Source organism: Streptomyces sp. NBC_00887 (genome assembly GCF_045207585.1).
The window spans coordinates 9,281,469-9,301,289 of the sequence record NZ_CP108788.1; the positions used below are offsets into that span (position 1 = coordinate 9,281,469).

Consider the following 19,821-nt stretch of genomic DNA (forward strand, 5'->3'; position numbering starts at 1 on the left):
GTGAACCGCTCCACCTGCGAAGTCTGCCACAACAACTCCACGACGATCAGCGGTTGTTGATGCTGTCCGGAGCGAACACCGGCTCCCGGGAGACGCTCCCGGGAGCCGGCTCGCCCATGGCCGCCGTCAGCCGGCGTTCACCAGACCGTGCGCCGGCACGGTCACCGTACGGGCGCCGGCACGGCCGCCCAGGACGACCTTGCGCAGCGCGCTGTTGTTGCCGAGGTTCGTCTCCTTGAGCCGCTTCTCGGGGTTGGCCAGTACCTGGATGTAGTACGTGCCGTTGGGCAGTCCGGTGATGTCGAACGACTGGCCGGGAAGATCCTGCGTGTAGGTGTCACCGGAGCCTACGTCGAGGACCTCCCGTACGGAGATCGAGTTCTCCTGGCCGCACGCGGTGGACAGATCGGTGTTGTCCGGGTGCCAGTTGGCGTTCTTCACCGTGTAGTCGACGGCGTCCGTGTTGGCCAGGCAGAAGGCCTCCTTGCCGCTTCGGACGGTCTCCTTCTTGTCGGCCTTGAGCAGCCGGTAGCTCGCGAAGTCCGTGAAGTGCCAGTGCTCATGACCCGGGCGGGGGTCCCACTCCATGGTGCCGGTCGGTGTGTAGCCGACCTGCTTGCCCGAGGAGTCGTAGAAGTACTGGTAGGCGTCCATCAGTGCCTTGCCCGGCGCCCGGAAGCCGTCCACCACCAACTGCGCGGGGCCCGCGTTCCACACATTGGCGCTGAACGCCAGGTAGTCCTTGCCCGGGGCGTCCGCGTCGCCCTCGGCGATGGTGATGCCGTACGCGGGCAGCGAACGGAGGTCGGGCTTGGGCACGTCCGGCACCGCGGCCCGGCCGGTCGGCCGCTTCGCGTTGGGGTGGGTGGCGGGCGACTGCCGGGAACCGTCCGTCCGCCCCGGCCCGTCACCTGCCTGCGCGGACCGGAGACTCGCCCGCTTGAGCGCCCAGGGCAGCGCCGCCGGCGCGGGCGCGTAAGGACCGTGGCCCACGTTGTACGAGGGACCCGCGCCGCTGGTGGCCGCGGCGGGCGCGGGCGTGCGCACGGCCGCATGGCCCGAGTGCCCTGCCGCGTGGGAGGCGTGGCCGCCGGCGGACCGGGCGCCCGCGTTCTCCTCCCAGCTGCGCTCGCGCACGGTCACCTTGACCGTCTGCGGCTTGTCGGCGATGCCGAACAGGTCGCGATAGGCCTTGGTCACCGACACCTTCGCGGTGTACTTCCCGGCGGGGAGGACGACCGGCGTCGAGGAGTAGCCCGCGTACGTGTTGGCCGCCCAGCCGTTCTCGACACCCCAGACCGAGCCGAGCGTGAAGGGATTCGCGGGACAGCTCTCGGGATACTTCGACGTGGCCGGTGCGTCGGGGCGGACCCGTCCCGACGCGTTGTTCGGGCAGAACGACTCCGTCTTGTTGACCACGGTCTTCCCCGCGGCGTTCGTGACGGTGACGCGGACGAAGTCCGTCAGCCCCGTGAAGTCCTTCACGAGCCCCTTGGGCAGGGCCCTGGTGCGGGTCTTCTTCCCCTGGCGGATGATCTGCGTGGCGACGACCGGGTCCTGGTAGGACGCGCGGGTCACCTTCAGTTCCAGAGGGGCCTTCGTGGCGGTGAGGTACGTACCGAGATCCAGGTAGACACCGGGTTCCTCCTTCCACGAGTCGAGCGTCACCGACGGCGAAGCAGCGATCAGACCGAGCTCCGGCACGGGCTGTGCCTTCTTGGCGTCCGGTGCCGCGGCGGCGACGCCGGCTATCACGGTGATCGCCGCGGCGGCGGCGACGGAGGGCCGCCACAGCCGGCTGCGGGGGGTTCTGGTGGTCATCGTTCCTCGATTTCCGAGTGCCCGGTGGGCAGTGGAGGATCTTTTCCTGGGAGAGCCGAGGAAGGGCCCCCGAGGTTGTCCGGCGGCGCAGGAGTCACGCATCGTTGGCCGAAAGCCGGTCGTACGGTGTGGAATGAGACGTTGTCCTGCCGTTTATGACTCGAACGCCCAGGACGTGTGTTACGCGGGCGCGGGCCCCGGGGATCGTGCGGGCGGACCGCACACCCGGCCCGGTGCCCGGCGACAGCGCGGGGCATGGAGGTGCCGGTGGTGAGGGGGTGGCGCATGCTGGTGGTGTGACCTGGAGACCCGATGTCGGCCGGGCACCGGGCGGCCCGTCTCTGGTGCTCGCCCAGGCTGTCGTCAGTGCGATCGAGGCCGTCGGCGGGTACGCCGGCGGCATCTACCTGCGCTCCCGCACTCCGGGACTGCTGCTGATGGCGGTCCTCGCCGGGCTTCCTGCCCCCCTGATGCGCCCCTGGTGGCGCATGCATGTGAACCGTCCCTTCCCGGTGGCCGAGGCGTACCGCTCGGGCAGGCCCGTGTACCTCGGCGACGCCGAGGACGCCATGCGGCGCTTTCCGCAGCTCATGGCGGGTCTGCCGTTCCCCTTCGGGTCGCTGTACGTACCCGTCAGGAGCGGGCGCACCATCGTCGGTGTGCTCGTCGTGCTGCGCTACGCCACCCGCGGGGAACCGGTCGGCGGGGCCGACCGCAACAGGCTGCAGGGCATCGCGGAACATCTCGGCGCCGACATCGCGGAGCTGGAGAGGGGCGGGCACCGGGCCGAGTGGGAAGGCGACCCCATGACCGTCCGGCTGCCCGCGGAAACCGCGCAGCCGATGCGGGTCGGCCACTTCGACTGGGACCTGGCTACCGGCGCGGTCACCGCGGACGACGAGGCGTGCCTGATCCTCGGCACCGAGCCCGCGGACCTCCCCCCGCACACCGTGGAAGCGCTGACCGCCCGGCTGCTGCCGGAGGACGTGTGCGGACTGTGGACCCTGGGCAGCCGGGCCGCACGGTCGGCACAGCCGCACGTACGCCGGATGCGGCTGCGCGGCCCCGACGGCCGGTCGCTCCTGCTCGAGCTCTCGGGCCACGGGCCCCGCGCCGGGCAAGCACACCATCTGACCGGTGTCCTGCTCGACCCGGGTGCCGAGCCCGTCGTCCCGGAGGCGGCCGACCGGTTCCCGCGCGGCGTGCTCTCCCACGACCGGCTCGGACGGATCACGTACGTCAACCGGCTCGGGGAGGACATCCTCGGGCACAGTCGGGCGGAGCTGGTCGGCCGGCTCCTGTGGGACGCGTTGCCCTGGCTCGCGCACCCCGCTTACGAGGACCACCACCGGGCGGCCCTCTTCTCCGACGCCCCCGTGCACTTCCGCGCCAAACGCACCCCGACCGAATGGCTGTCCGTGGCGATGTACCCGGGCCGCGACGGGGTCACGGTCACCGTCATCCCCGCGCCGCAGCCCGACTACGCGCCGCACTCCGTCGGCACACCGGGTGCGGGCCTCGGCTCCGCCGCCGACCGCGCAACCGTCCTGTACCGTCCGGTCGCCCTGGCCATCGCGCTGACGGAGGCCGTCACGGCCCGGCAGGTGTCCGCCGTGGTCACGGAGGAACTGCTGCCCGCCTTCGGCGGCAGACAGCTGGCCATCTACCTGCAGAACGAGGGGCGCCTCTACCTGGCATGGGAGACGGGTTTCCCGAAGGGCTTCCTTGACCGCTTCGACGGCGTCGGGCTCGACGCCCACATCCCGGGCGTGGACACGCTCACGACCGGCCGGCCGCTGTTCTTCGAGTCCATGGAGAAGCTGGCGGCCTCCTACCCCGGCATCCCCATGGACACGAGCGTCGGCGCCCGCGCCTTCCTGCCGCTCATCGCCTCCGGGCGGCCGGTCGGTTCGTGCATCCTCGGCTTCGACCAGCCGCGGGGCTTCAGCCCCGAGGAGCGCACCGTGCTCACCGCCCTGGCCGGGCTCATCGCCCAGGCGCTCCAACGGGCCCAGCGCTACGACACCGAGGCCGCCCTGGCGCGCGGACTGCAGGACGCCCTGCTGCCGCACCGGCTGCCCGTGGTCGAAGGCGTCGACACCGTCGGGCGCTACCTCTCCGGCACCCAGGGCATGGAGGTGGGCGGAGACTGGTACGACGTCATCGAGACCGGCAGCGGGCTGGCCCTGGTCATCGGGGACGTACAGGGGCACGGTGTCGCAGCAGCCGCGACCATGGGTCAACTGCGCAGCGCGGTAAGGGCGTTCTCCCTGAGTGGGCACGACCCCCAGGAGATCATGAGCGCCACCAACCGGCTGCTCATCGACCTCGATCCGGGCCAGTTCGCCAGTTGCTGCTACGTCGTCCTCGACCCCGGCACCGGCTTCACCCAGGCCGTACGGGCGGGCCACCCCCAGCCCGTACTGCGCCACCCCGACGGGCGGACCGAGGTCCTGGACCTCCCGGGCGGCGTCGTGCTCGGCGTCGACCCCGAGGCGTCGTATCCGGTGACCGAACTGCACCTCACCCCGGGCGCCGTGCTCGCCCTGTTCACCGACGGACTCGTGGAGAAGTCGGGAGAGGACATCGACGAGGGTATCGAGCGCCTGCGCAGCACCCTCGCCGAGGTGAGCCACGCGCCCCTCGCCGAGATGGCGGACCGGGTCATCGGGCAGGCGATCCAGGACGAGGACCGGCCCGACGACATCGCGCTCCTGCTGGCCGCCTGCGGGGTGTCGCCCGGCTGACCGGGCCGGATAGGTTCGCCCGATGAGTACGGAGCGCGCACGAACCGTGCGGGGCGTGACGACCCCGGGATGTGCCGAATGCGGCGGCACGGTCGCCCCCGACGGCCACTGCTGGGACTGCGGTGCGGCGCAGCCGGCGTTCCGGTCGCACGTGGAGATCACGGCGGACACCGGCGCGGCGGCGGTCAGCGACCGCGGCAGACGGCGCGCGATCAACGCGGACGCCATGGTGCTGACCACGGCCGACCGGTGGACGATCGGGGTGGTCTGCGACGGCGTGTCGATGTCACCGCGCTCCGAGCGGGCCGCGAAGGTCGCGGCCGACGTCGGAGCGAGGTGGCTGACGACGCGTCTGAGCGCCGGAGACCTGCCGGAGACCGCCCTCGACCACGCCGCCGTCCGCGCGGCGCACGCGGTTGCGGCGCTGGCCGTGTCGAGGGACGCCGCTCCGGCCTGCACCTATGTCGCGGGCATCGCCGGCCCGCAGGGCATCTGGAGTTCCTGGATCGGCGACAGCCGCGCCTACTGGCTTCCGGACGAGGGGCCGGGAACGGCGCTGACCGAGGACGACACCGGTGAGCACGAGGCGCTCTCCGCCTGGCTGGGGGCGGATGCGGGGGAACCGGCGCCTCAGGTGCGGAGCTACCGGCCGTCGGTGCCCGGCCGCCTCCTGTTGTGCACCGACGGGCTGTGGCGGTACCTGCCCGACGCCGAGGCGCTGCGGTCGGCGCTGCCCCACCGGCGACGCGGGGCGTCGGCCCGGGGCGACGGCCTGATCGAGGACGCGCGGTCCCTGGTGGACTTCGCCCTCGACGCGGGAGGGCACGACAACGTCACCGCACTGCTGATTCCCGTCGGCACCTGACGCGCCCGTGTCCGTCATACGGACGTGACCCGGGGCGGACCACGGAAGGTACGCGCTCGTGAGGCATCCTCTGCTGGTTGGGTAGAACGGGCCCGGAGCGGCGGACGCACGTCGGTGCGCAGCCGGCACGTGCCTGTGACGGCGAGGGATTTGGAACAAGATGGCAGAGAACTCGGACCTGTTGGCCTTCGTGCGGGCGCGCCTTTCCGAGGAGGAGCGCACCGCGCAGGAAGCCGGCGGTGAGAGCTGGCGGTGCCCTGCGGAGGCACCCGGCGAGGTGCATGACCGCACCAGCGGTATCGCGTTCGTCGTACGGAACCGTGGCTACGACCGGCACATCGCGCTGCAGGACCCCGCGCGCACGCTGCGCCGCATCGAGACGAACAGGGTCCTGCTGGACGAGTACGAGGAGATCGCGTCCATGGACACGGACCGCCCGGGCCAGGACTTCGCCTCCGGCCGTGCCGTGGGGCTGGGTTTCGTCGTCAGACAGATGGCCGCAGAGTACGCGGGGCACCCCGACTACCGGGTGAAGTGGCTGCCCAGGTACTCGCATTGGGGCCCGCCCGCTGCGCCCGGGGCATGACCGCCCGGTGCGCGACCGGTCCGGGCGTCACCGGTCGGGACTGACGACTCGGCCCGGGAACGGCGCCGAATGAGTACGGGGGAGCGGCCGGCCTGAGTACGTTGCCCGATCTCGCGGCGGGCCGCCGCTGATCGAATGGGAACCATGCTCCCCGACGCGCCGCGGCGCCCCCGCATCCAGAACCTGACGAGTGCCGGTACGGCCCTGGCCGTGACCCTGCTCCCGCTGGCTGCCGGCGTGCTGCTGGCCAGGACGATGGCGCTCGATCCGATGACCTCCGTCAACGCGATGGTCACCAGCGGTGGACAGCGGGCCCGCATCGGGCCGGCTGGCTGGGCACTGAACGCTCGAACGCGTGAGCTTCTTTCCAGGCGTAATGGAACTCCTGTCCAGGAAAGCGCTGTCGCTTTCGTTACGCGATGCGTACGTGCCGGGCGGGGGTGCGCGGGGAGCGGAGTGAGGCGTGACGGGGGCGCTGTAATCAGGGAATCGGCCCGCTGAAAGGGTCGGTGCAATGATCAACGGTTGACAGGTATACGACCGACGGGATCGGTGTCGAATGCAGTCGTGTGTGACAGAAATGTCCGTACTTTGTCACACGAACCAGGGCATCTTCCGGCCACAGCGAAAGCGGGACAAAGTTTGCGTTCCCGGCAGTACGCCGGGGCCGAACAACGCCCGGTACTCCGTTCCGGGCCTGCATGATGAGGGGTTCCCATGTCCCGTTCCGCACGACGGATCACCGCCACCGTTCTCGCCTCCGGCGCACTGCTCGCCGCAGCGGCACTCCCTGCCAGCGCCGATGGCCGGGACCACGGCCACAACAGGCCGGCCCAGCGCTCGGCTGTCGTCCTGGGCGAGATCCAGCACGACGCCCCCGGCCGGGACAACGCGTCCAACCGCAGCCTGAACGCGGAGTGGGTCACCGTAACCAATACGGGACGCCGTGCCGTCAACCTCCGTGGCTGGACGCTCACGGACGAGAGCCGCCGCACCTACCGCTTCGACCTCCGCCTGCCCGGCCGCTCCTCCGTCCGGGTCCACACCGGCGTGGGCCGGGACACGAGGCACGACGTGTACCAGGACCGCCGCCAGCAGGTGTGGGACTCCAGGGACACCGCGACCCTGCGCGACAACCGTGGCCACAAGGTCGACTCCAAGTCCTGGGGCCGGCACCACGGTGGCGGTAACAACGGTGGGGGCCACCACAACGGTGGAGGCAACCACAACGGTGGCGGTCACCACAACGGTGGTGGCGGCAACCGCTGATCCGACGGCTTGAAACGCGGCGTACCACGGCTTCGGGGCCGTGGTACGCCGTAGTTCGTTCACCGGCGACAGCAGAGGGCGAGCGGCGTCGGACGGGGGGAGCGGCCCGCATCCGGCGGGTGGCGAGCCGCGCCGGGCGGGGGCTGTGCATCGGGAGGTGACCGGCAATGTCAGGATGGCCCCATGACCATCAAGGCGTATTTCGACATCACCATCGACAACGAGCCCGCCGGGCGGATCGTGTTCAACCTGTTCGACGACGTGGCGCCCAAGACCGCGGAGAACTTCCGCGCCCTGGCCACCGGCGAGAAAGGCTACGGCTACGCCGGTTCGCCGTTCCACCGTGTCATCCCCGACTTCATGCTGCAGGGTGGCGACTTCACCCGGGGCGACGGCACCGGTGGCAAGAGCATCTACGGCGAGAAGTTCGCCGACGAGAACTTCACCCTGAAGCACAACAAGCCGGGTCTGCTCTCGATGGCCAACGCGGGCCCGAACAGCAACGGTTCGCAGTTCTTCATCACCACCGTCCTCACCCCGTGGCTGGACGGCAAGCACGTGGTGTTCGGTGAGGTCGCCGACGAGCCCAGCATGGAGCTGGTCCGCAAGATCGAGTCCTACGGCTCGTCGTCCGGCCGGACCAAGGCCCAGATCGCGGTCTCCGCGTCCGGGGTCCTCTGACACTCGCAACGGGGCTCCCGGCCGCGCCTCCCGCGGGCCGGGGCCCCGCACGCATCCGGTGACGACGGGGCGTCCGCCGTGTCGGCCCGATCGCGGGCCCGCGGAACCGTAGCGTGGCGCGGGCAACCGCCGACGCGTGCGGTTCCGGACCGGAGTGGCGCCATGTGCTGGAGTGCGACCGCCGATCTCGTCGCGGGCGCGGGAGTCGCCGCGATCGGGGTGGCCTGCGTCGCGCGACCGCTACGGGCCCGCGACCTGCCGCTCGCCTCGCTGCCGCTGCTGCTCGGGGCGCACCAGATCGTCGAATCGGTCATCTGGCGTTCCGGAGGCGGCAGCGGGACCGCCACCCTCGTCTGGGCCGTCATCGCGCTTCCCCTGCTGGCACTCTGGGTGCCGCTGGGAGTGCTGTGCGCGGCGCCGCCCACGCCACGTCGCCGTCTCCCGGTTCCCCTCGCGGCCGGCATCGTGACCGCCGCGGCCCTGTCGTACAGCCTGACCACTCGCCCCGTCGCCGCCGACATCCGCGGCCACACGCTCGGCTACGTCCTCGACCTGGCCCTGCCGGAACTGCTCGTGGCGGGATACCTGCTCGCCACCGTCGGGTCCCTGCTGCTCTCGGGTGACCGGTGGCTCGTGCTGCTGGGCGTCCTGGTCGCCGTGGGTGCGGCGGTCTGCGTCGCGCTGTGGCAGACGGAATTCATCTCCACCTGGTGCGCCCTCGCGGCGGTGTGCTCGGTCGTGCTTCTCGGATGGGCACGGCGGCGCCCGGCCGCCGGGGGCTGATACCGCGCCGCCGCGCCCCGGAAGGCGTCCTGGTGCGAGGGGTGCCAGGGTGGAGACGGCCCCCGTACACCGTGGACGGGAGACGGAAGGAGCACAAGGTGCGCATCGATCTTGCCGGCAGGACCGCGGTCGTCACCGGCTCCTCACAGGGCATCGGTCTCGCCATCGCCACCGGGCTCGCCGACGCGGGGGCGCGCGTCGTCCTCACCGGTCGTGGCCTGAACCGTCTGGAGACGGCGGCGGACGTCCTGCGCGGCACCGTGCCGGACGCGACGGTCCTCACGCTCGCCTGCGACCTGACCACCGAGCAGGGAGCGGCCGAACTCCACGAGGCCGTGCCGGCCGCCGACATCCTCGTCAACAACCTCGGCATCTTCGGTGCCAGGCCGTCCCTGGAGATCACCGACGAGGAGTGGCGCACCTACTTCGACACCAATGTCCTCAGCGCCGTACGGCTGATCCGCAGTTATCTGCCCGGAATGGTCGAGCGGGGCTGGGGGCGGGTGCAGAACATCGCGAGCGATTCCGCCGTCGTGATCCCCGCGGAGATGATGCATTACGGGATGACGAAGACCGCGCTGCTGGCGGTCTCCCGGGGCTTCGCCAAGGAGGCCGCGGGCACCGGGGTGACCGTGAACTCGGTGATCGCCGGCCCGACGCACACCGGTGGGGTCGAGGACTTCGTCTACGAACTGGTGGACAGGGACCTGTCGTGGGACGAGGCCCAGCGCGAGTTCATGCGGCTGCACCGCCCGCAGTCCCTGCTGCAGCGGCTGATCGAGCCGGAGGAGATCGCGCACATGGTCGTCTACCTCAGCTCCCCGCAGGCATCGGCCACCACGGGTGCCGCGGTGCGGGTCGACGGCGGCTACATCGACTCGATCGTGCCCTGAGCCCCTGTGCTGGCATGATCAAGGGCATGAACGAGAGCATCATCGCCGCGTGTGACGGGGCATCCAAAGGAAATCCGGGACCGGCCGCCTGGGCATGGGTCGTGGCGGATTCCGAGGGCAGCCCGCGGAGGTGGGAGGCCGGTCCGCTGGGTACCGCCACCAACAACGTCGCGGAGCTCACCGCACTGCGGGAGCTGTTGAGGTCCACCGATCCGGCCGTGCCGGTCGAGGTGCGCATGGACTCCCAGTACGCGATGAACGCGGTGACCAAGTGGCTGCCGGGCTGGAAGCGCAACGGCTGGAAGACATCGGCGGGCAAGCCGGTCGCCAACCGCGAGCTGGTGGTCGGCATCGACGCGCTGCTCGGTGGCCGGAGTGTGAGCTTTCGCTACGTGCCCGCGCATCAGGTGAACGGTGATCTGCTCAACGCGCTCGCCGATCAGGCCGCGAGCGAGGCCGCTGTATCGCAGCAGCCTGCGGGAACAGCGCACGGTTCCGCCGGACTGCCGGTGCCGGCTCCGGCCCGCTCGACGAAGGGCCGGACCTCGGGTGCGGGCACCGAGGGAGCTTCCTCACGTCCCTCCGCGACGATCCGGGCGAAGTTCTCGGGCCGCTGCCACTGCGGAAAGCCGTATGCGGCGAAGGACTTGATCGCGAAGAACCCGAGGGGCTGGGGCCACCCGGAATGCCGGACGCCTGTCGCCTGAGCGGTTCAGACGTCGGCCCAGACGAGCCGACTGGACAGGCTGGTGCGCGTTCCCCATCGTGTCGCCAGCGCGTCCACGAGCATCAGCCCCCGGCCGTCCTCGGCGAGGGAGTCGATATCCGTGATGTCGGGGCCGTCGACGGCCCCGGCAAGGTCCCCGTGGTCCGCGTCGGCCCGGCCTCCTGGGCCATGGGGTCCGTCCCCGGGCGAGCGCGACAGCTCGGGGCGGCGCGGCGTCGGGCCGTGGGAGCCGTGCGAAGCCGACTTCGCGTCCATGGGCCGCGTCGGAGCCGGCACACGGGCCCGGCCGCGGTTCCACACGCAGATCCGCACCCCGCCGGGGGAACGCAGGAGCCTGCAGCGGACCCGTCGGCCCGAGGTGTGCTGCACCGCGTTCGCGACCAGCTCGGTCACGACCAGGGCGGCTGCTTCGACCCGGTCGTCAGGCTCTCCCCACTCCCGCATCGCCTCCTGGACACGGTGGCGCGCCTGAGGTACCCCCTCGGGAAGACGGGGGATCCACCAGCTCTGTGCGCTCCTCCCGCTCGGGTCCTCCGGAGCGAGGCGCGAGCGGGTGTCTATTTCCGGCATGTATGTACTCTCGGCGCAAAGTGCATACTTTGCAAGTGACAGAATGTTCGGGTTTCTCTGTTTCGGAGCCCTCGCGAGGAAGGCGGGCGCATGAGGCCCCGATCCGGTCCCACGGTCGAGCACCGTGTCCTCGCGGCACGCCTGCGGATACTGCGGGAACGCGCGGGCGTCAGCCTGCAGGCGGCCGCCCGGGCCCTCGACGCGCATCCGGCCACGGTGCGCCGCATCGAACGCGCCGAGACCGGGCTGGACGCCCGCCAGGTCCGGGCCCTGCTGGACCGCTACGAGGTTCCCGAGGCGGAGGCGGAATCGATCATCACGGGCCTGGGGGCCGCGAACCTGCCCGGATGGTGGCACCGCTGGCGGGACGCGATGGAGCCGTGGCGGCAGGAGGTCATCGGCCTCGAGTCCTCGGCCTCACTCGTCCGGACCTGGCATCCCGCGCTGGTCCCCGAACTGCTGCGCACTCCGGCCTACGCGGCTGCCCTGGACCGGACCCTGTACCCCGCAGACACCGGGGCGCGGCGCACCCGGCGCCTCGAACTGCTGGAGGAGCGCCAGCGGCGCCTGGAGGGCCGCGGCGCGGCCCTGTGGGCCCTGATCCCGGCCGCGGCGCTGTATACCCGGGTGGGCGGTCCCGAGGTGATGACCGAGCAGTGGGCGGTACTCGCCGAAGCAGCACACCGGCCGCACCTCACCGTGCAGGTGATGCCCCTCGACTCCCCGCCGCACCCCATGACCGCCGTCCCGCCGCTGCACCTCCTGCGGGTGTCCGCTCCCGAGATCGGCGACCGGGCGATTCTCGAGGCCCCGGGGGGCCGGGTGGACATCATCGACGAGCCGGGTGCGGTGACGGACTTCCGCATCAGGCTGGACGCCGCCTGCGCGGCGGCTCCACACCCGGGAACCCCCCTGCCGGCGGTCCGATGAGGGCGGCCGGGCCGGCGCGCAGGGTCTCCTCTGGTTTCGGACCCCCCGATGCCGGTCACCCGCGCTGTGCGGGCCCGCCACTGTCCGGCACAACCTCTTAGGACGATCCGTAACAGAGGAGAAGAACTCATGGACGATTGGCCCATGAATGAGACAGGCAAGCTGTGCGCCCCGGAACGACGCACCCGCACTCGGGCCGGGAGCGGGCTCGCCGGATCCGAAGGCTCCGGCCTTCGGACGGGTGGACGATAGGTCATGGACACCTCCGTCTGGCTCGTTCTCGGCGGGCTCGTCGCCCTGCTCGCGGCGGGCGTCGCCGCCGTTCTCCTGGTACGGGTGTTCCGGGCCAGGAAGCTGCTCCTCGATGCGGGAATCCCGCTGCGCAACAAGGCGCTGATGTGGGCCGCGGTGATCTACACGGTGTCGCCCGTAGACCTGCTGCCGGATCCCGTGTACCTCGACGACATCGGCTTCCTGCTGCTGGCCCTGCGTTCACTGCACACCGCCGCGAACGCCGCCGGGCTGGGGACGCGGAGCGGAAAACGGGCCGGTGAAGCGGCAACCTTTCGGCGTCCGGGAGCAACTGACGTGACGTAAGCCATCCCCGGCCAGAAGGTGCGTACCGTGGACCCTCTGCTCCCCCACCCCGATCCCCGCTCCCACCGCAGGCGACGCCGGATCACCCGTAACCGGGCACTGCTCGGCTCGCTGACGGCAGGCCTGCTCGCCGCTGCCGGACTGGTCGCCCTCGGCCCCACCTCGCACGCCGCCGCCGCCCGGCAGGCCGAGGCACTCGACCGCGGCGTCGTCAGCGTGCACACCGACAGCGGCAACCTCATCAGCTGGCGCTGGCTGGGCACCGACCCCGACGGCGTGTCCTTCAACGTCTACCGGGCCGGAACGAAGGTCAACGCCTCGCCCGTCACCGCCTCGACCAACTACTTCCACTCGGGCGCACCCGCCACCGCCGACTACACGGTGCGGGCAGTCGTCAACGGGACGGAGCAGGGCGACTCGGTCAACGCGATCCAGTTCCGCGCCGGGTACAAGGACGTGCCCATCAGCCCGCCCGCGGGCGGCACGACACCCGACGGGGTCGCCTACACCTACGAGGCCAACGACGCGTCCGTCGGTGACCTGGACGGCGACGGCGCCCTCGACTTCGTACTGAAATGGCAGCCCACCAACGCCAAGGACAACTCGCAGTCCGGCTATACGGGCAACACGATCATCGACGGGATCCGGCTCGACGGCACCCGGCTCTGGCGCGTCGACCTCGGACGCAACATCCGCTCCGGCGCGCACTACACCCAGTTCCAGGTGTACGACTACGACGGCGACGGCCAGGCCGAAGTGGCGACGAAGACGGCCGACGGCAGCGTCGACGGAACCGGCAAGGTGATCGGCAGCTCCTCCGCCGACTACCGCAACTCCTCCGGATACGTCCTGTCCGGACCCGAGTTCCTGACGATGTTCAACGGCAGGACCGGCGCTGCCATGGGCACCGTCGACTACGTTCCCGCACGCGGCACGGTGTCCTCCTGGGGTGACTCGTACGGCAACCGGGTCGACCGCTTCCTCGCCGGCACCGCTTACCTGGACGGGGCCAGACCCTCCCTGATCATGGCGCGCGGCTACTACACGCGCAGCGTCATCGCCGCCTGGGACTGGCGGGGCGGCGCCTTCACCCGGCGCTGGACCTTCGACACCAACAGCTCGACCAACGTGGGCAAGGGGTACGACGGTCAGGGCAACCACCAGTTGTCGGTCGCCGACGTCGATGCCGACGGCAAGGACGAAATCGTGTACGGGGCCATGGCCGTGGACGACAACGGGAGCGGCCTGTGGACGACGAAGAACGGCCACGGCGACGCCATGCACGTAGGCGACCTCGACCCCTCCCGGGCGGGACTGGAGGAGTTCAAGGTCGACGAGGACAGCTCGAAGCCGTCCTCATGGATGGCGGAGGCGAAGACGGGCAAGATCCTCTGGTCCACCCCGGCGAGCGGCGACAACGGCCGCGGGGTGTCCGGTGACATCTGGTCAGGCAGCCCCGGCGCCGAGTCCTGGTCCTCCGCCGTCTCCGGGGTGCGCAACCCGCAGGGCACCGTGGTCACCAGCCGGAAGCCGTCCAGCTCGAACTTCCTGTCCTGGTGGGACGGCGACACGACCCGAGAACTCCTCGACGGCACCCACATCGACAAGTACGGCACCTCGGCCGACACACGCCAGCTGACCGGTGCCTCGGTCCACAGCAACAACGGCACCAAGGCCACGCCGACGATCTCCGGCGACATCTTCGGCGACTGGCGCGAGGAAGTCGTCTGGCCGACGACCAACAACACGGCGCTGCGGATCTACTCGACGCCGTACGAGACCGGCACCAGGATCACCACGCTGCTCCACGACACCATGTACCGCACCGCGCTGGCCTGGCAGAACACCGCGTACAACCAGCCGCCGCACCCCAGCTTCGCCATCGGCAGCGGCATGGCCACCGCACCGCGGCCGACGATCACCACACCCTAGCCGGGGAATCGTCGGACTGCCGCTCACGAATCGGCGACTGCGAGTGATCCACTTGCAGTCGCCGTTTCGATGGCTGGACGCCTCTGGGGAGGACTCCCGGGGAGATCTGATGGGAGCCGATGCAACTCCATGTCCGCCCGGCATCTCCGGATCATCCGTACACAGACCTGATCCAGTGAGCCGTCGCTGAGTCCTCTCGCGAGGCCGGACACACGAGCAGTGAGGCGGAGACGAGGGCGTCTCGTAGCTGCTCGGCCACGTCGCACAATGCGCACCACCTGCCGCGGCCGCCCCGTCAAGATCCGCATCGCGCGGAATTGACGAGCAGTCCCACGTCCAGCAGTGGAAGATGTCCCTCGGCCGGCACACGTGGGAGCACCCCGGAGAAGAGCAGGTCAAAGCCAGCCTGTTCGCCCGGCGCAGCGCCCGGATCAAGAAGACTTGCCCACCAAGGAGTCCCGCATGAGCGACGGCATCGATCTTGCCGCCCTGAACTCGGCAACCAAGTACCCGTCCATCCCGACCTATCACGTGCTCGGTGAGCGTGGCGCTCTCACCGAAGACGCCACCCCGTTCGTCGGCGATGTGGTTCTCACGGAAAAGGTCGACGGAACGAACGCGCGCATCATCCAACTTCCAGGCGCGGACTGGTTCATCGGAAGCCGCGAGGAGCTTCTTGCCGCCCGGGGCGACCGGGTGACCAACCCGGCGCTGGGGATCGTCGGGGCGTTGCGCACCGTCGCCGAAGGCCTCGCCGCGAGGGACGGCATCAACGTCTTCTACCTGGAGGTGTACGGGGCGAAGGTGGGTGCTGCGGCGAAGCAGTACACCGGGACAGGGCAGGTCGGGTACCGGTTGTTCGACGTGGCGACGGTGCCGCTGGAGGTTCTGGGCTGGCCGGTCGAGCGCATATCCGCATGGCGCGAGGGGGGTGGGCAATCGTTCCTCACCGAGGACGCCTTGACTCTCGCCGCCGACATGGAAGGCATCCCGCTCACCCCCCGCCTCGACGTCATGGCGCCGGAAAGCCTGCCGACCAGTGTCGACGGGATGAGCGCCTGGCTCAACGCCAGTTGGCCGCAGACGCTGGTAGCGCTGGACAGCCAGGCTACGGGCCGTGCGGAAGGCGTGGTGCTCCGTACCGCCGACCGCTCGGTGATCGCGAAGGCGCGGTTCGAGGACTACGCGCGGACCCTGAAGCGCCGTACCCGGATGGCCCGTACTCTCTGACCGTCATGCCCCACTGCCCTGCTGGGCATCGGCGTGTCCGGGCGACCGAACAGGCGCGTTCTCGCCGGGAGCGAGCTTCACCGCGGCGATCTGGTCCTCGTCGACACCGAGTTCGGCGGCCTGCCTGTCTTCGTGTAGGTCCTCCTCGTTGCCGCGTTCATCGGGCTCTGGGTCGCCACCGCAGGGCAGCGCGCGAAGGAGCGGGCTGCCGAACAGCCCCGCCCGGACAGACCGTGGCGCAACGCGACACCGACGAGACGTAGGGGGCACGTCCATGGAGAACGAGCGGCCCCCCGCAGCCCGTCAGCAGCACACCCATGCAATCCGCTCAGGGGACGGCGGCTGCAGGGGTGTTCCTCGCAGTCGCCGAATCCATGCTCGTGACAGTAAATCGAAGCGCTGGTCCCGCCTTCACCGGCTAGAGTGAGGCCACAACTTCAAGCACCTCCCGGTGTGCAGGCCGCGGTTACTTCTTTTGGGTAGAACCACTTCGGTGGGCGGGGATCGAACCCCGCAGAGCCGCAGCCGTCTTGATCTCGGGACGCACAGCGTCGGGGGTGCCCGGTGCGCAGGCAGGGGATACTTCCACTCTTAATGGGGCGGTCGCGGGTTCGAATCCCGTCGGAGGCTCACGGCTTCCGTAGCTCAGTGGTAGAGCACCTTGTTCCCCAGCCGATTTGATCTCGGGCACCCCAAACGCTGCGATCCCCTCCATGTGAGGGGGTCAGCCGGCCGCCGAAGGCATTGCCTACGGGCAGCTCTCCTCGTACTTCACCGCGGTGAACTCGACGGGCTGACCGTTCAGGGCCGCTCCCGGGGCCGGCGACTGGGTGCACACCTGCCAGTTGCTCTCCAGTAGGACCATGCGGTCCTGCGCCGCGTCCGTCGTTGTGATCGACGTACCCGAGTCCAGAGCGCCACGAGCTGCCTTGACGGACTTGCCGACCAGGTTCGGCATCTTCCCGTCGGCCACCTCAGGCGCCTCGGCGTCGTCGGCGGGGCAGGTCTCCTCGAGCTTCACCGCACCGAAGTCCAACTCGATGTCGGTGGACACCGTCTTCCCCGCCTTGACGCTCTGGGAGCAGACCTTCCAGTTCCGGTCGAGTGCCTGCAGCCTGTCGCGGCCCGCACTGTCGTGGGACGTCAGCAGGGGGAAACCCTCGGCCTGGGCTTTGTCCTGCGCCGACTGCAGGCCCATTCCGACGAAGTTCGGCACGACCTTGGACGCGGGCGGCTTGTCCGCCTTCTCGGACGGCGGTGCAGCAGGGGCGTCGGTGGAGGACTCGGAGGCGGCAGGCGCTGGGGGCTTCGGATCCGTAGTGGCAGGGTCGCAGCCGACCAACGTCACGGCCGCGAGACAAGCGAGGGCAGCGGTGAGTGCGCGGGTGTTCAAGTCGTCCCCCAAGGGTGGTTCGTGGAGGCATGACCGTAGCGGTGCGGTATGCGACAAGGGGGCGGGATATTTCGGTAGTGACGGAGTTGTGACCGAATGGCCGGTAGGGGTGAGGTCCCGTCCGTCAGTTGTCAGGCCGTGGTCGTTCCATGTCGCGGGGCGCCACTCAGGCGGCGAGGTGCCCCCACGCGATGAAGGCCGCGAGCAGGAGATAGACCGAGTTCACCATCACGAGCTTGAACTGGCCGAGGCGGCCATGGGTGACCATCGCGCCGACCATCAGAAGGATCCAGCACAGTGCGGTCACCGGCACCATGACCGGTGCGATGTCCAGAGCACGGCCGGAAGAATCAGGCCCACCGCGGCGAGCAGTTCGAGGATCCCGGGAGTCTTCAAGAAACCGGCGCCGACGTCTCTGGTCCACTCGCCGCCGTGCTGCGCGGCCAACTTCTCCTTGAGGACCAACGTCTTGGTGATGCCGCCGAGCAGGGCAACGGCGGCCAGCAGTCCGGCAGCGATCCACAGTGCGAGGTCCACGAGGTACTCCTTGTACGGGGTGATCGTCCGGTTCGGGGTTCGGTGGTGCGGGTGTCCAGGGCCGGGGAGATGCGGGCAGTGGCGCGCCCGTCAGAGGGGCGGAGTCCACGTACCGGATCTCGTAAACGCGTTCGCTGAACCTCCAGCCGTCCGAGGTGCGCTGGTAGCGGTCGTGGTACAGGGCGTAGTTCAGGTGCGAAGCGCCATCGCGCATCTGCCCGAACTCCTGGATGCAGGCGCGACCGGTCGCGGTGTCACCGTCCAGCCGGATGACGCCCGGGTGAACGTTCTGTACGAAGAACTCCCAGAGTCCTTGCCCCCACTCGACTCCGGCGCGGATCTGCTCCCGGCCGGCGAACTCCTTTTCGATGTGCGGCCATCGCATGACGCCGCGAGGTGTGAACAGCAGTGCAACGTGGTCGAAGTGACGCATCATCACCGCGTCGGTGAGCTCGGCGCGCAGCGCCTCGATCTCGACGCGATCGGCGATCAACTGCATATCGCACATCGGTTTCCCCTGCCTCATCGATGCGTACGGAAGGCATGTGCCGTCTGTCCGGTGGCGGTGTACTCAGCATCGATGCAGGTCAGCGGTGGATCAATGTAAAGTTCGCGCAGAGATTCATAACAGGGGGGTTATCCATGGAGCTGCGCGACATCGAGATCTTCCTGGCGTTGGCCGAGGAACTGCACTTCGGCCGCACCGCCGAACGGCTCCACGTGTCCCAGGCCCGCGTCAGTCAGGCCATCGGCAGACAGGAACGACGCCTCGGTGTGACCCTGTTCGATCGCACCAGTCGGCGCGTGAGCCTGACTCCCGTCGGCCGACGCCTCCGTGAAGACCTCCAGCAGGCCTTCGACCTCCTCCAGGCGGGACTGGCCCGCGCCGAAGCGGCCTCCCTGGGTGCCGGCCACACCCTGAGGCTGGGTGTCTTCGGCCATGCCGGACACGAACTACGCCCGCTCATCGACGCGTTCTTCGCTCGCACGCCGTTCGGTTTTCCCTGCGCGATGGAACTTGCCGGCCAGTGGGAGGCTCTCGTGCCGGCCCGGGGGTTCTGGCAGGGCATGTCGAGTCGAAGCGGATTCCCGGCCTTGTCGCGCTGATCAGCCGTGGTGGCCAGACGCAAGTCGAAGCGATCGGGACGGTGCGTCATGACGGCTCCGGTCGTGCATTGCTATGGCAGACAGCAACGATGATGCACCACAATCGCGTACATGAGTGTTGAGCTTGTAGTTGCGTTGTCGTCCGCCCTCGTCGCGCTCTCAACGGCCGGAATGAGTGCATGGTGGGCAAGGCGACAATCCCTGCTGGCGGCAGAACTTGACCAGCAGTCAGCGGAGCGGCTGCGGCAGGCGAATCGACTGGACGCGATGAGTCGATATCGCGATCCGCTCCTATGGTCAGCCTTTGACCTGCAGACCCGTATCTATAACCTGGCGGGCGGTGCATCACCAACCGGAATCCGATTCCTCGCCCAATTCCACGAGGGTGGTTCACCCCGGCAGCGTCGATATTCCCTCTACAGCACGCTGCACAGAGTGGCTGAGTACATGGGTTGGGTAGAGATCATGCGCACGCACATTCAGTTCCTGGACCTTGGGACCCATGAAGACAATCGCGTCATCATGAACCATATCTTCACCATCTCATCCGTTTTCACCTCGGGCGACTACGAAGATGAGCACCTGCGAATATTCCGCAGCGATCAACGAGCGCTCGGTGAACTGATGATTCGCCGTGAAGGTGACGCTGTCGATTGCATCGGATATGCCGAGTTCTGCGCCCGAATGGAGCAAGATGATACGTTCCAAGCCTGGTTCGAAGAACTTTCCCAGAGCTTGCAGGAACTCGCGGGCCACGATGGGCCATTGCCGCGACTCCTGGATCTGCGCGATGCCCTGCTGGCATTGATCAACCACTTGGATCCGAAGCACGAGCGCTTCCCCGCGAGATTCAAGAGCTCGCTTCCACCAGATGTCCAGGCCCGAGCCGACTCCCGCAGCGGCACCGGTGACTCGTAGGACACCTTCTTCTCCCAGCCGTTGCCCTGCGCCCTTCGGTTGCTGTGCCGAAGTTGCCCTGGGCCAGGGCCCCAGCAGAGTCGTGCGCGGCCTTGCACGACGGCGTCCCCGTCCTTCTCCAGGCCGGTGGTGAGCCCAGGTGCTCAGGTTTCCCCATCATCAAGCCGGTGATCTGCCTTACGTCCGGTGGTGCCGGGGCGACACCACGGATGCGGCGGCGGCGCCTCGGCCGCAG

The 19,821-nt window shown here is 69.5% G+C and carries 19 protein-coding genes and 1 pseudogene; 14 read left to right on the plus strand and 6 right to left on the minus strand.

Annotated elements, in window-relative coordinates:
- Positions 1-126: 126 nt before the first annotated feature.
- Positions 127-1,821: a lysyl oxidase family protein gene (locus OG844_RS42240; protein WP_406387992.1), complete on the minus strand. Its 1,695-nt coding sequence runs from the start codon at positions 1,819-1,821 to the stop codon at positions 127-129.
- 155 nt (positions 1,822-1,976) lie between these two features.
- Between OG844_RS42240 and OG844_RS42245 the strand changes: the two genes are divergently transcribed.
- From OG844_RS42245 to OG844_RS42280, 8 genes are all read left to right on the plus strand, one after another.
- Complete coding sequence (locus OG844_RS42245; RefSeq protein WP_406387990.1) at positions 1,977-4,568, plus strand: SpoIIE family protein phosphatase; 2,592 nt, start codon at positions 1,977-1,979, stop codon at positions 4,566-4,568.
- A gap of 22 nt (positions 4,569-4,590) precedes the next feature.
- Positions 4,591-5,433, plus strand: coding sequence for a PP2C family protein-serine/threonine phosphatase (locus tag OG844_RS42250; RefSeq protein WP_406387989.1), 843 nt, complete (start codon positions 4,591-4,593; stop codon positions 5,431-5,433).
- Positions 5,434-5,593: 160 nt separating this feature from the next.
- Positions 5,594-6,019: a DUF6221 family protein gene (locus OG844_RS42255; protein WP_406387988.1), complete on the plus strand. Its 426-nt coding sequence runs from the start codon at positions 5,594-5,596 to the stop codon at positions 6,017-6,019.
- Positions 6,020-6,736: 717 nt separating this feature from the next.
- Positions 6,737-7,288 (plus strand): lamin tail domain-containing protein, encoded by a 552-nt coding sequence (locus OG844_RS42260; RefSeq protein WP_406387986.1) that lies wholly within the window; start codon positions 6,737-6,739, stop codon positions 7,286-7,288.
- 183 nt (positions 7,289-7,471) lie between these two features.
- Complete coding sequence (locus OG844_RS42265; RefSeq protein ID WP_406387984.1) at positions 7,472-7,969, plus strand: peptidylprolyl isomerase; 498 nt, start codon at positions 7,472-7,474, stop codon at positions 7,967-7,969.
- A gap of 162 nt (positions 7,970-8,131) precedes the next feature.
- A complete protein-coding gene (locus OG844_RS42270; RefSeq protein ID WP_406387982.1) occupies positions 8,132-8,752 on the plus strand; it encodes a DUF6629 family protein in 621 nt (206 codons plus the stop codon).
- A gap of 98 nt (positions 8,753-8,850) precedes the next feature.
- Positions 8,851-9,645 carry an SDR family NAD(P)-dependent oxidoreductase gene (locus OG844_RS42275; RefSeq protein WP_406387981.1) on the plus strand — a complete coding sequence of 265 codons (795 nt, stop codon included), beginning with the start codon at positions 8,851-8,853 and terminating at the stop codon, positions 9,643-9,645.
- A 26-nt stretch (positions 9,646-9,671) separates the two neighbouring features.
- Entirely contained in the window at positions 9,672-10,352 is a 681-nt protein-coding gene (locus OG844_RS42280; RefSeq protein WP_406387979.1) for a ribonuclease H, read from the plus strand.
- Positions 10,353-10,357: 5 nt separating this feature from the next.
- Here the strand turns inward: OG844_RS42280 and OG844_RS42285 are convergent, their stop codons facing one another.
- Positions 10,358-10,816: an ATP-binding protein gene (locus tag OG844_RS42285; protein ID WP_406395985.1), complete on the minus strand. Its 459-nt coding sequence runs from the start codon at positions 10,814-10,816 to the stop codon at positions 10,358-10,360.
- Positions 10,817-11,032: 216 nt separating this feature from the next.
- Between OG844_RS42285 and OG844_RS42290 the strand changes: the two genes are divergently transcribed.
- The 4 genes from OG844_RS42290 (at position 11,033) to OG844_RS42305 (ending at position 15,631) form a co-directional block, all read left to right on the plus strand.
- Positions 11,033-11,872 carry a helix-turn-helix domain-containing protein gene (locus OG844_RS42290; RefSeq protein WP_406387977.1) on the plus strand — a complete coding sequence of 280 codons (840 nt, stop codon included), beginning with the start codon at positions 11,033-11,035 and terminating at the stop codon, positions 11,870-11,872.
- A gap of 255 nt (positions 11,873-12,127) precedes the next feature.
- A complete protein-coding gene (locus OG844_RS42295; RefSeq protein ID WP_406387976.1) occupies positions 12,128-12,469 on the plus strand; it encodes a YkvA family protein in 342 nt (113 codons plus the stop codon).
- A 27-nt stretch (positions 12,470-12,496) separates the two neighbouring features.
- Positions 12,497-14,401 carry a rhamnogalacturonan lyase gene (locus OG844_RS42300; RefSeq protein WP_406387975.1) on the plus strand — a complete coding sequence of 635 codons (1,905 nt, stop codon included), beginning with the start codon at positions 12,497-12,499 and terminating at the stop codon, positions 14,399-14,401.
- A 462-nt stretch (positions 14,402-14,863) separates the two neighbouring features.
- Complete coding sequence (locus tag OG844_RS42305; protein WP_406387973.1) at positions 14,864-15,631, plus strand: RNA ligase family protein; 768 nt, start codon at positions 14,864-14,866, stop codon at positions 15,629-15,631.
- A 748-nt stretch (positions 15,632-16,379) separates the two neighbouring features.
- On the opposite strand, the gene OG844_RS42310 is transcribed toward OG844_RS42305, so the two are convergent.
- From OG844_RS42310 to OG844_RS42325, 4 genes and pseudogenes are all read right to left on the minus strand, one after another.
- Positions 16,380-17,036, minus strand: a complete 657-nt coding sequence (locus OG844_RS42310) for a hypothetical protein (RefSeq protein WP_406387971.1) — start codon at positions 17,034-17,036, stop codon at positions 16,380-16,382.
- A gap of 154 nt (positions 17,037-17,190) precedes the next feature.
- Positions 17,191-17,331, minus strand: coding sequence for a hypothetical protein (locus OG844_RS42315; RefSeq protein ID WP_406396391.1), 141 nt, complete (start codon positions 17,329-17,331; stop codon positions 17,191-17,193).
- The gene (locus OG844_RS42320; protein WP_406395912.1) at positions 17,328-17,561 is read right to left on the minus strand and encodes a DoxX family protein; all 234 of its coding nucleotides are present in this window, start codon (positions 17,559-17,561) and stop codon (positions 17,328-17,330) included. Before OG844_RS42320 ends, OG844_RS42315 begins: the two co-directional genes overlap by 4 nt.
- A gap of 187 nt (positions 17,562-17,748) precedes the next feature.
- Positions 17,749-18,087: pseudogene (locus tag OG844_RS42325) on the minus strand (nuclear transport factor 2 family protein); the annotation flags it as partial.
- Between the two features lie 116 nt (positions 18,088-18,203).
- Here OG844_RS42325 and OG844_RS42330 point away from each other — a divergent pair.
- On the plus strand, positions 18,204-18,668 hold the full coding sequence (locus tag OG844_RS42330; protein WP_406387970.1) for a LysR family transcriptional regulator: 465 nt from the start codon (positions 18,204-18,206) through the stop codon (positions 18,666-18,668).
- A 111-nt stretch (positions 18,669-18,779) separates the two neighbouring features.
- Positions 18,780-19,586 carry a hypothetical protein gene (locus OG844_RS42335; protein ID WP_406387969.1) on the plus strand — a complete coding sequence of 269 codons (807 nt, stop codon included), beginning with the start codon at positions 18,780-18,782 and terminating at the stop codon, positions 19,584-19,586.
- Positions 19,587-19,821 lie beyond the last annotated feature (235 nt).

Bases quoted from the DNA above. Each gene is read 5' to 3' on its own strand.
- OG844_RS42240 (WP_406387992.1), bottom strand. From the start codon at position 1,821: ATGACCACCAGAACCCCCCGCAGCCGGCTGTGGCGGCCCTCCGTCGCC.
- OG844_RS42245 (WP_406387990.1), top strand. From the start codon at position 1,977: ATGACTCGAACGCCCAGGACGTGTGTTACGCGGGCGCGGGCCCCGGGG.
- OG844_RS42250 (WP_406387989.1), top strand. From the start codon at position 4,591: ATGAGTACGGAGCGCGCACGAACCGTGCGGGGCGTGACGACCCCGGGA.
- OG844_RS42255 (WP_406387988.1), top strand. From the start codon at position 5,594: ATGGCAGAGAACTCGGACCTGTTGGCCTTCGTGCGGGCGCGCCTTTCC.
- OG844_RS42260 (WP_406387986.1), top strand. From the start codon at position 6,737: ATGTCCCGTTCCGCACGACGGATCACCGCCACCGTTCTCGCCTCCGGC.
- OG844_RS42265 (WP_406387984.1), top strand. From the start codon at position 7,472: ATGACCATCAAGGCGTATTTCGACATCACCATCGACAACGAGCCCGCC.
- OG844_RS42270 (WP_406387982.1), top strand. From the start codon at position 8,132: ATGTGCTGGAGTGCGACCGCCGATCTCGTCGCGGGCGCGGGAGTCGCC.
- OG844_RS42280 (WP_406387979.1), top strand. From the start codon at position 9,672: ATGAACGAGAGCATCATCGCCGCGTGTGACGGGGCATCCAAAGGAAAT.
- OG844_RS42285 (WP_406395985.1), bottom strand. From the start codon at position 10,816: ATGCGGGAGTGGGGAGAGCCTGACGACCGGGTCGAAGCAGCCGCCCTG.
- OG844_RS42290 (WP_406387977.1), top strand. From the start codon at position 11,033: ATGAGGCCCCGATCCGGTCCCACGGTCGAGCACCGTGTCCTCGCGGCA.
- OG844_RS42295 (WP_406387976.1), top strand. From the start codon at position 12,128: ATGGACACCTCCGTCTGGCTCGTTCTCGGCGGGCTCGTCGCCCTGCTC.
- OG844_RS42305 (WP_406387973.1), top strand. From the start codon at position 14,864: ATGAGCGACGGCATCGATCTTGCCGCCCTGAACTCGGCAACCAAGTAC.
- OG844_RS42330 (WP_406387970.1), top strand. From the start codon at position 18,204: ATGGAGCTGCGCGACATCGAGATCTTCCTGGCGTTGGCCGAGGAACTG.
- OG844_RS42335 (WP_406387969.1), top strand. From the start codon at position 18,780: ATGAGTGTTGAGCTTGTAGTTGCGTTGTCGTCCGCCCTCGTCGCGCTC.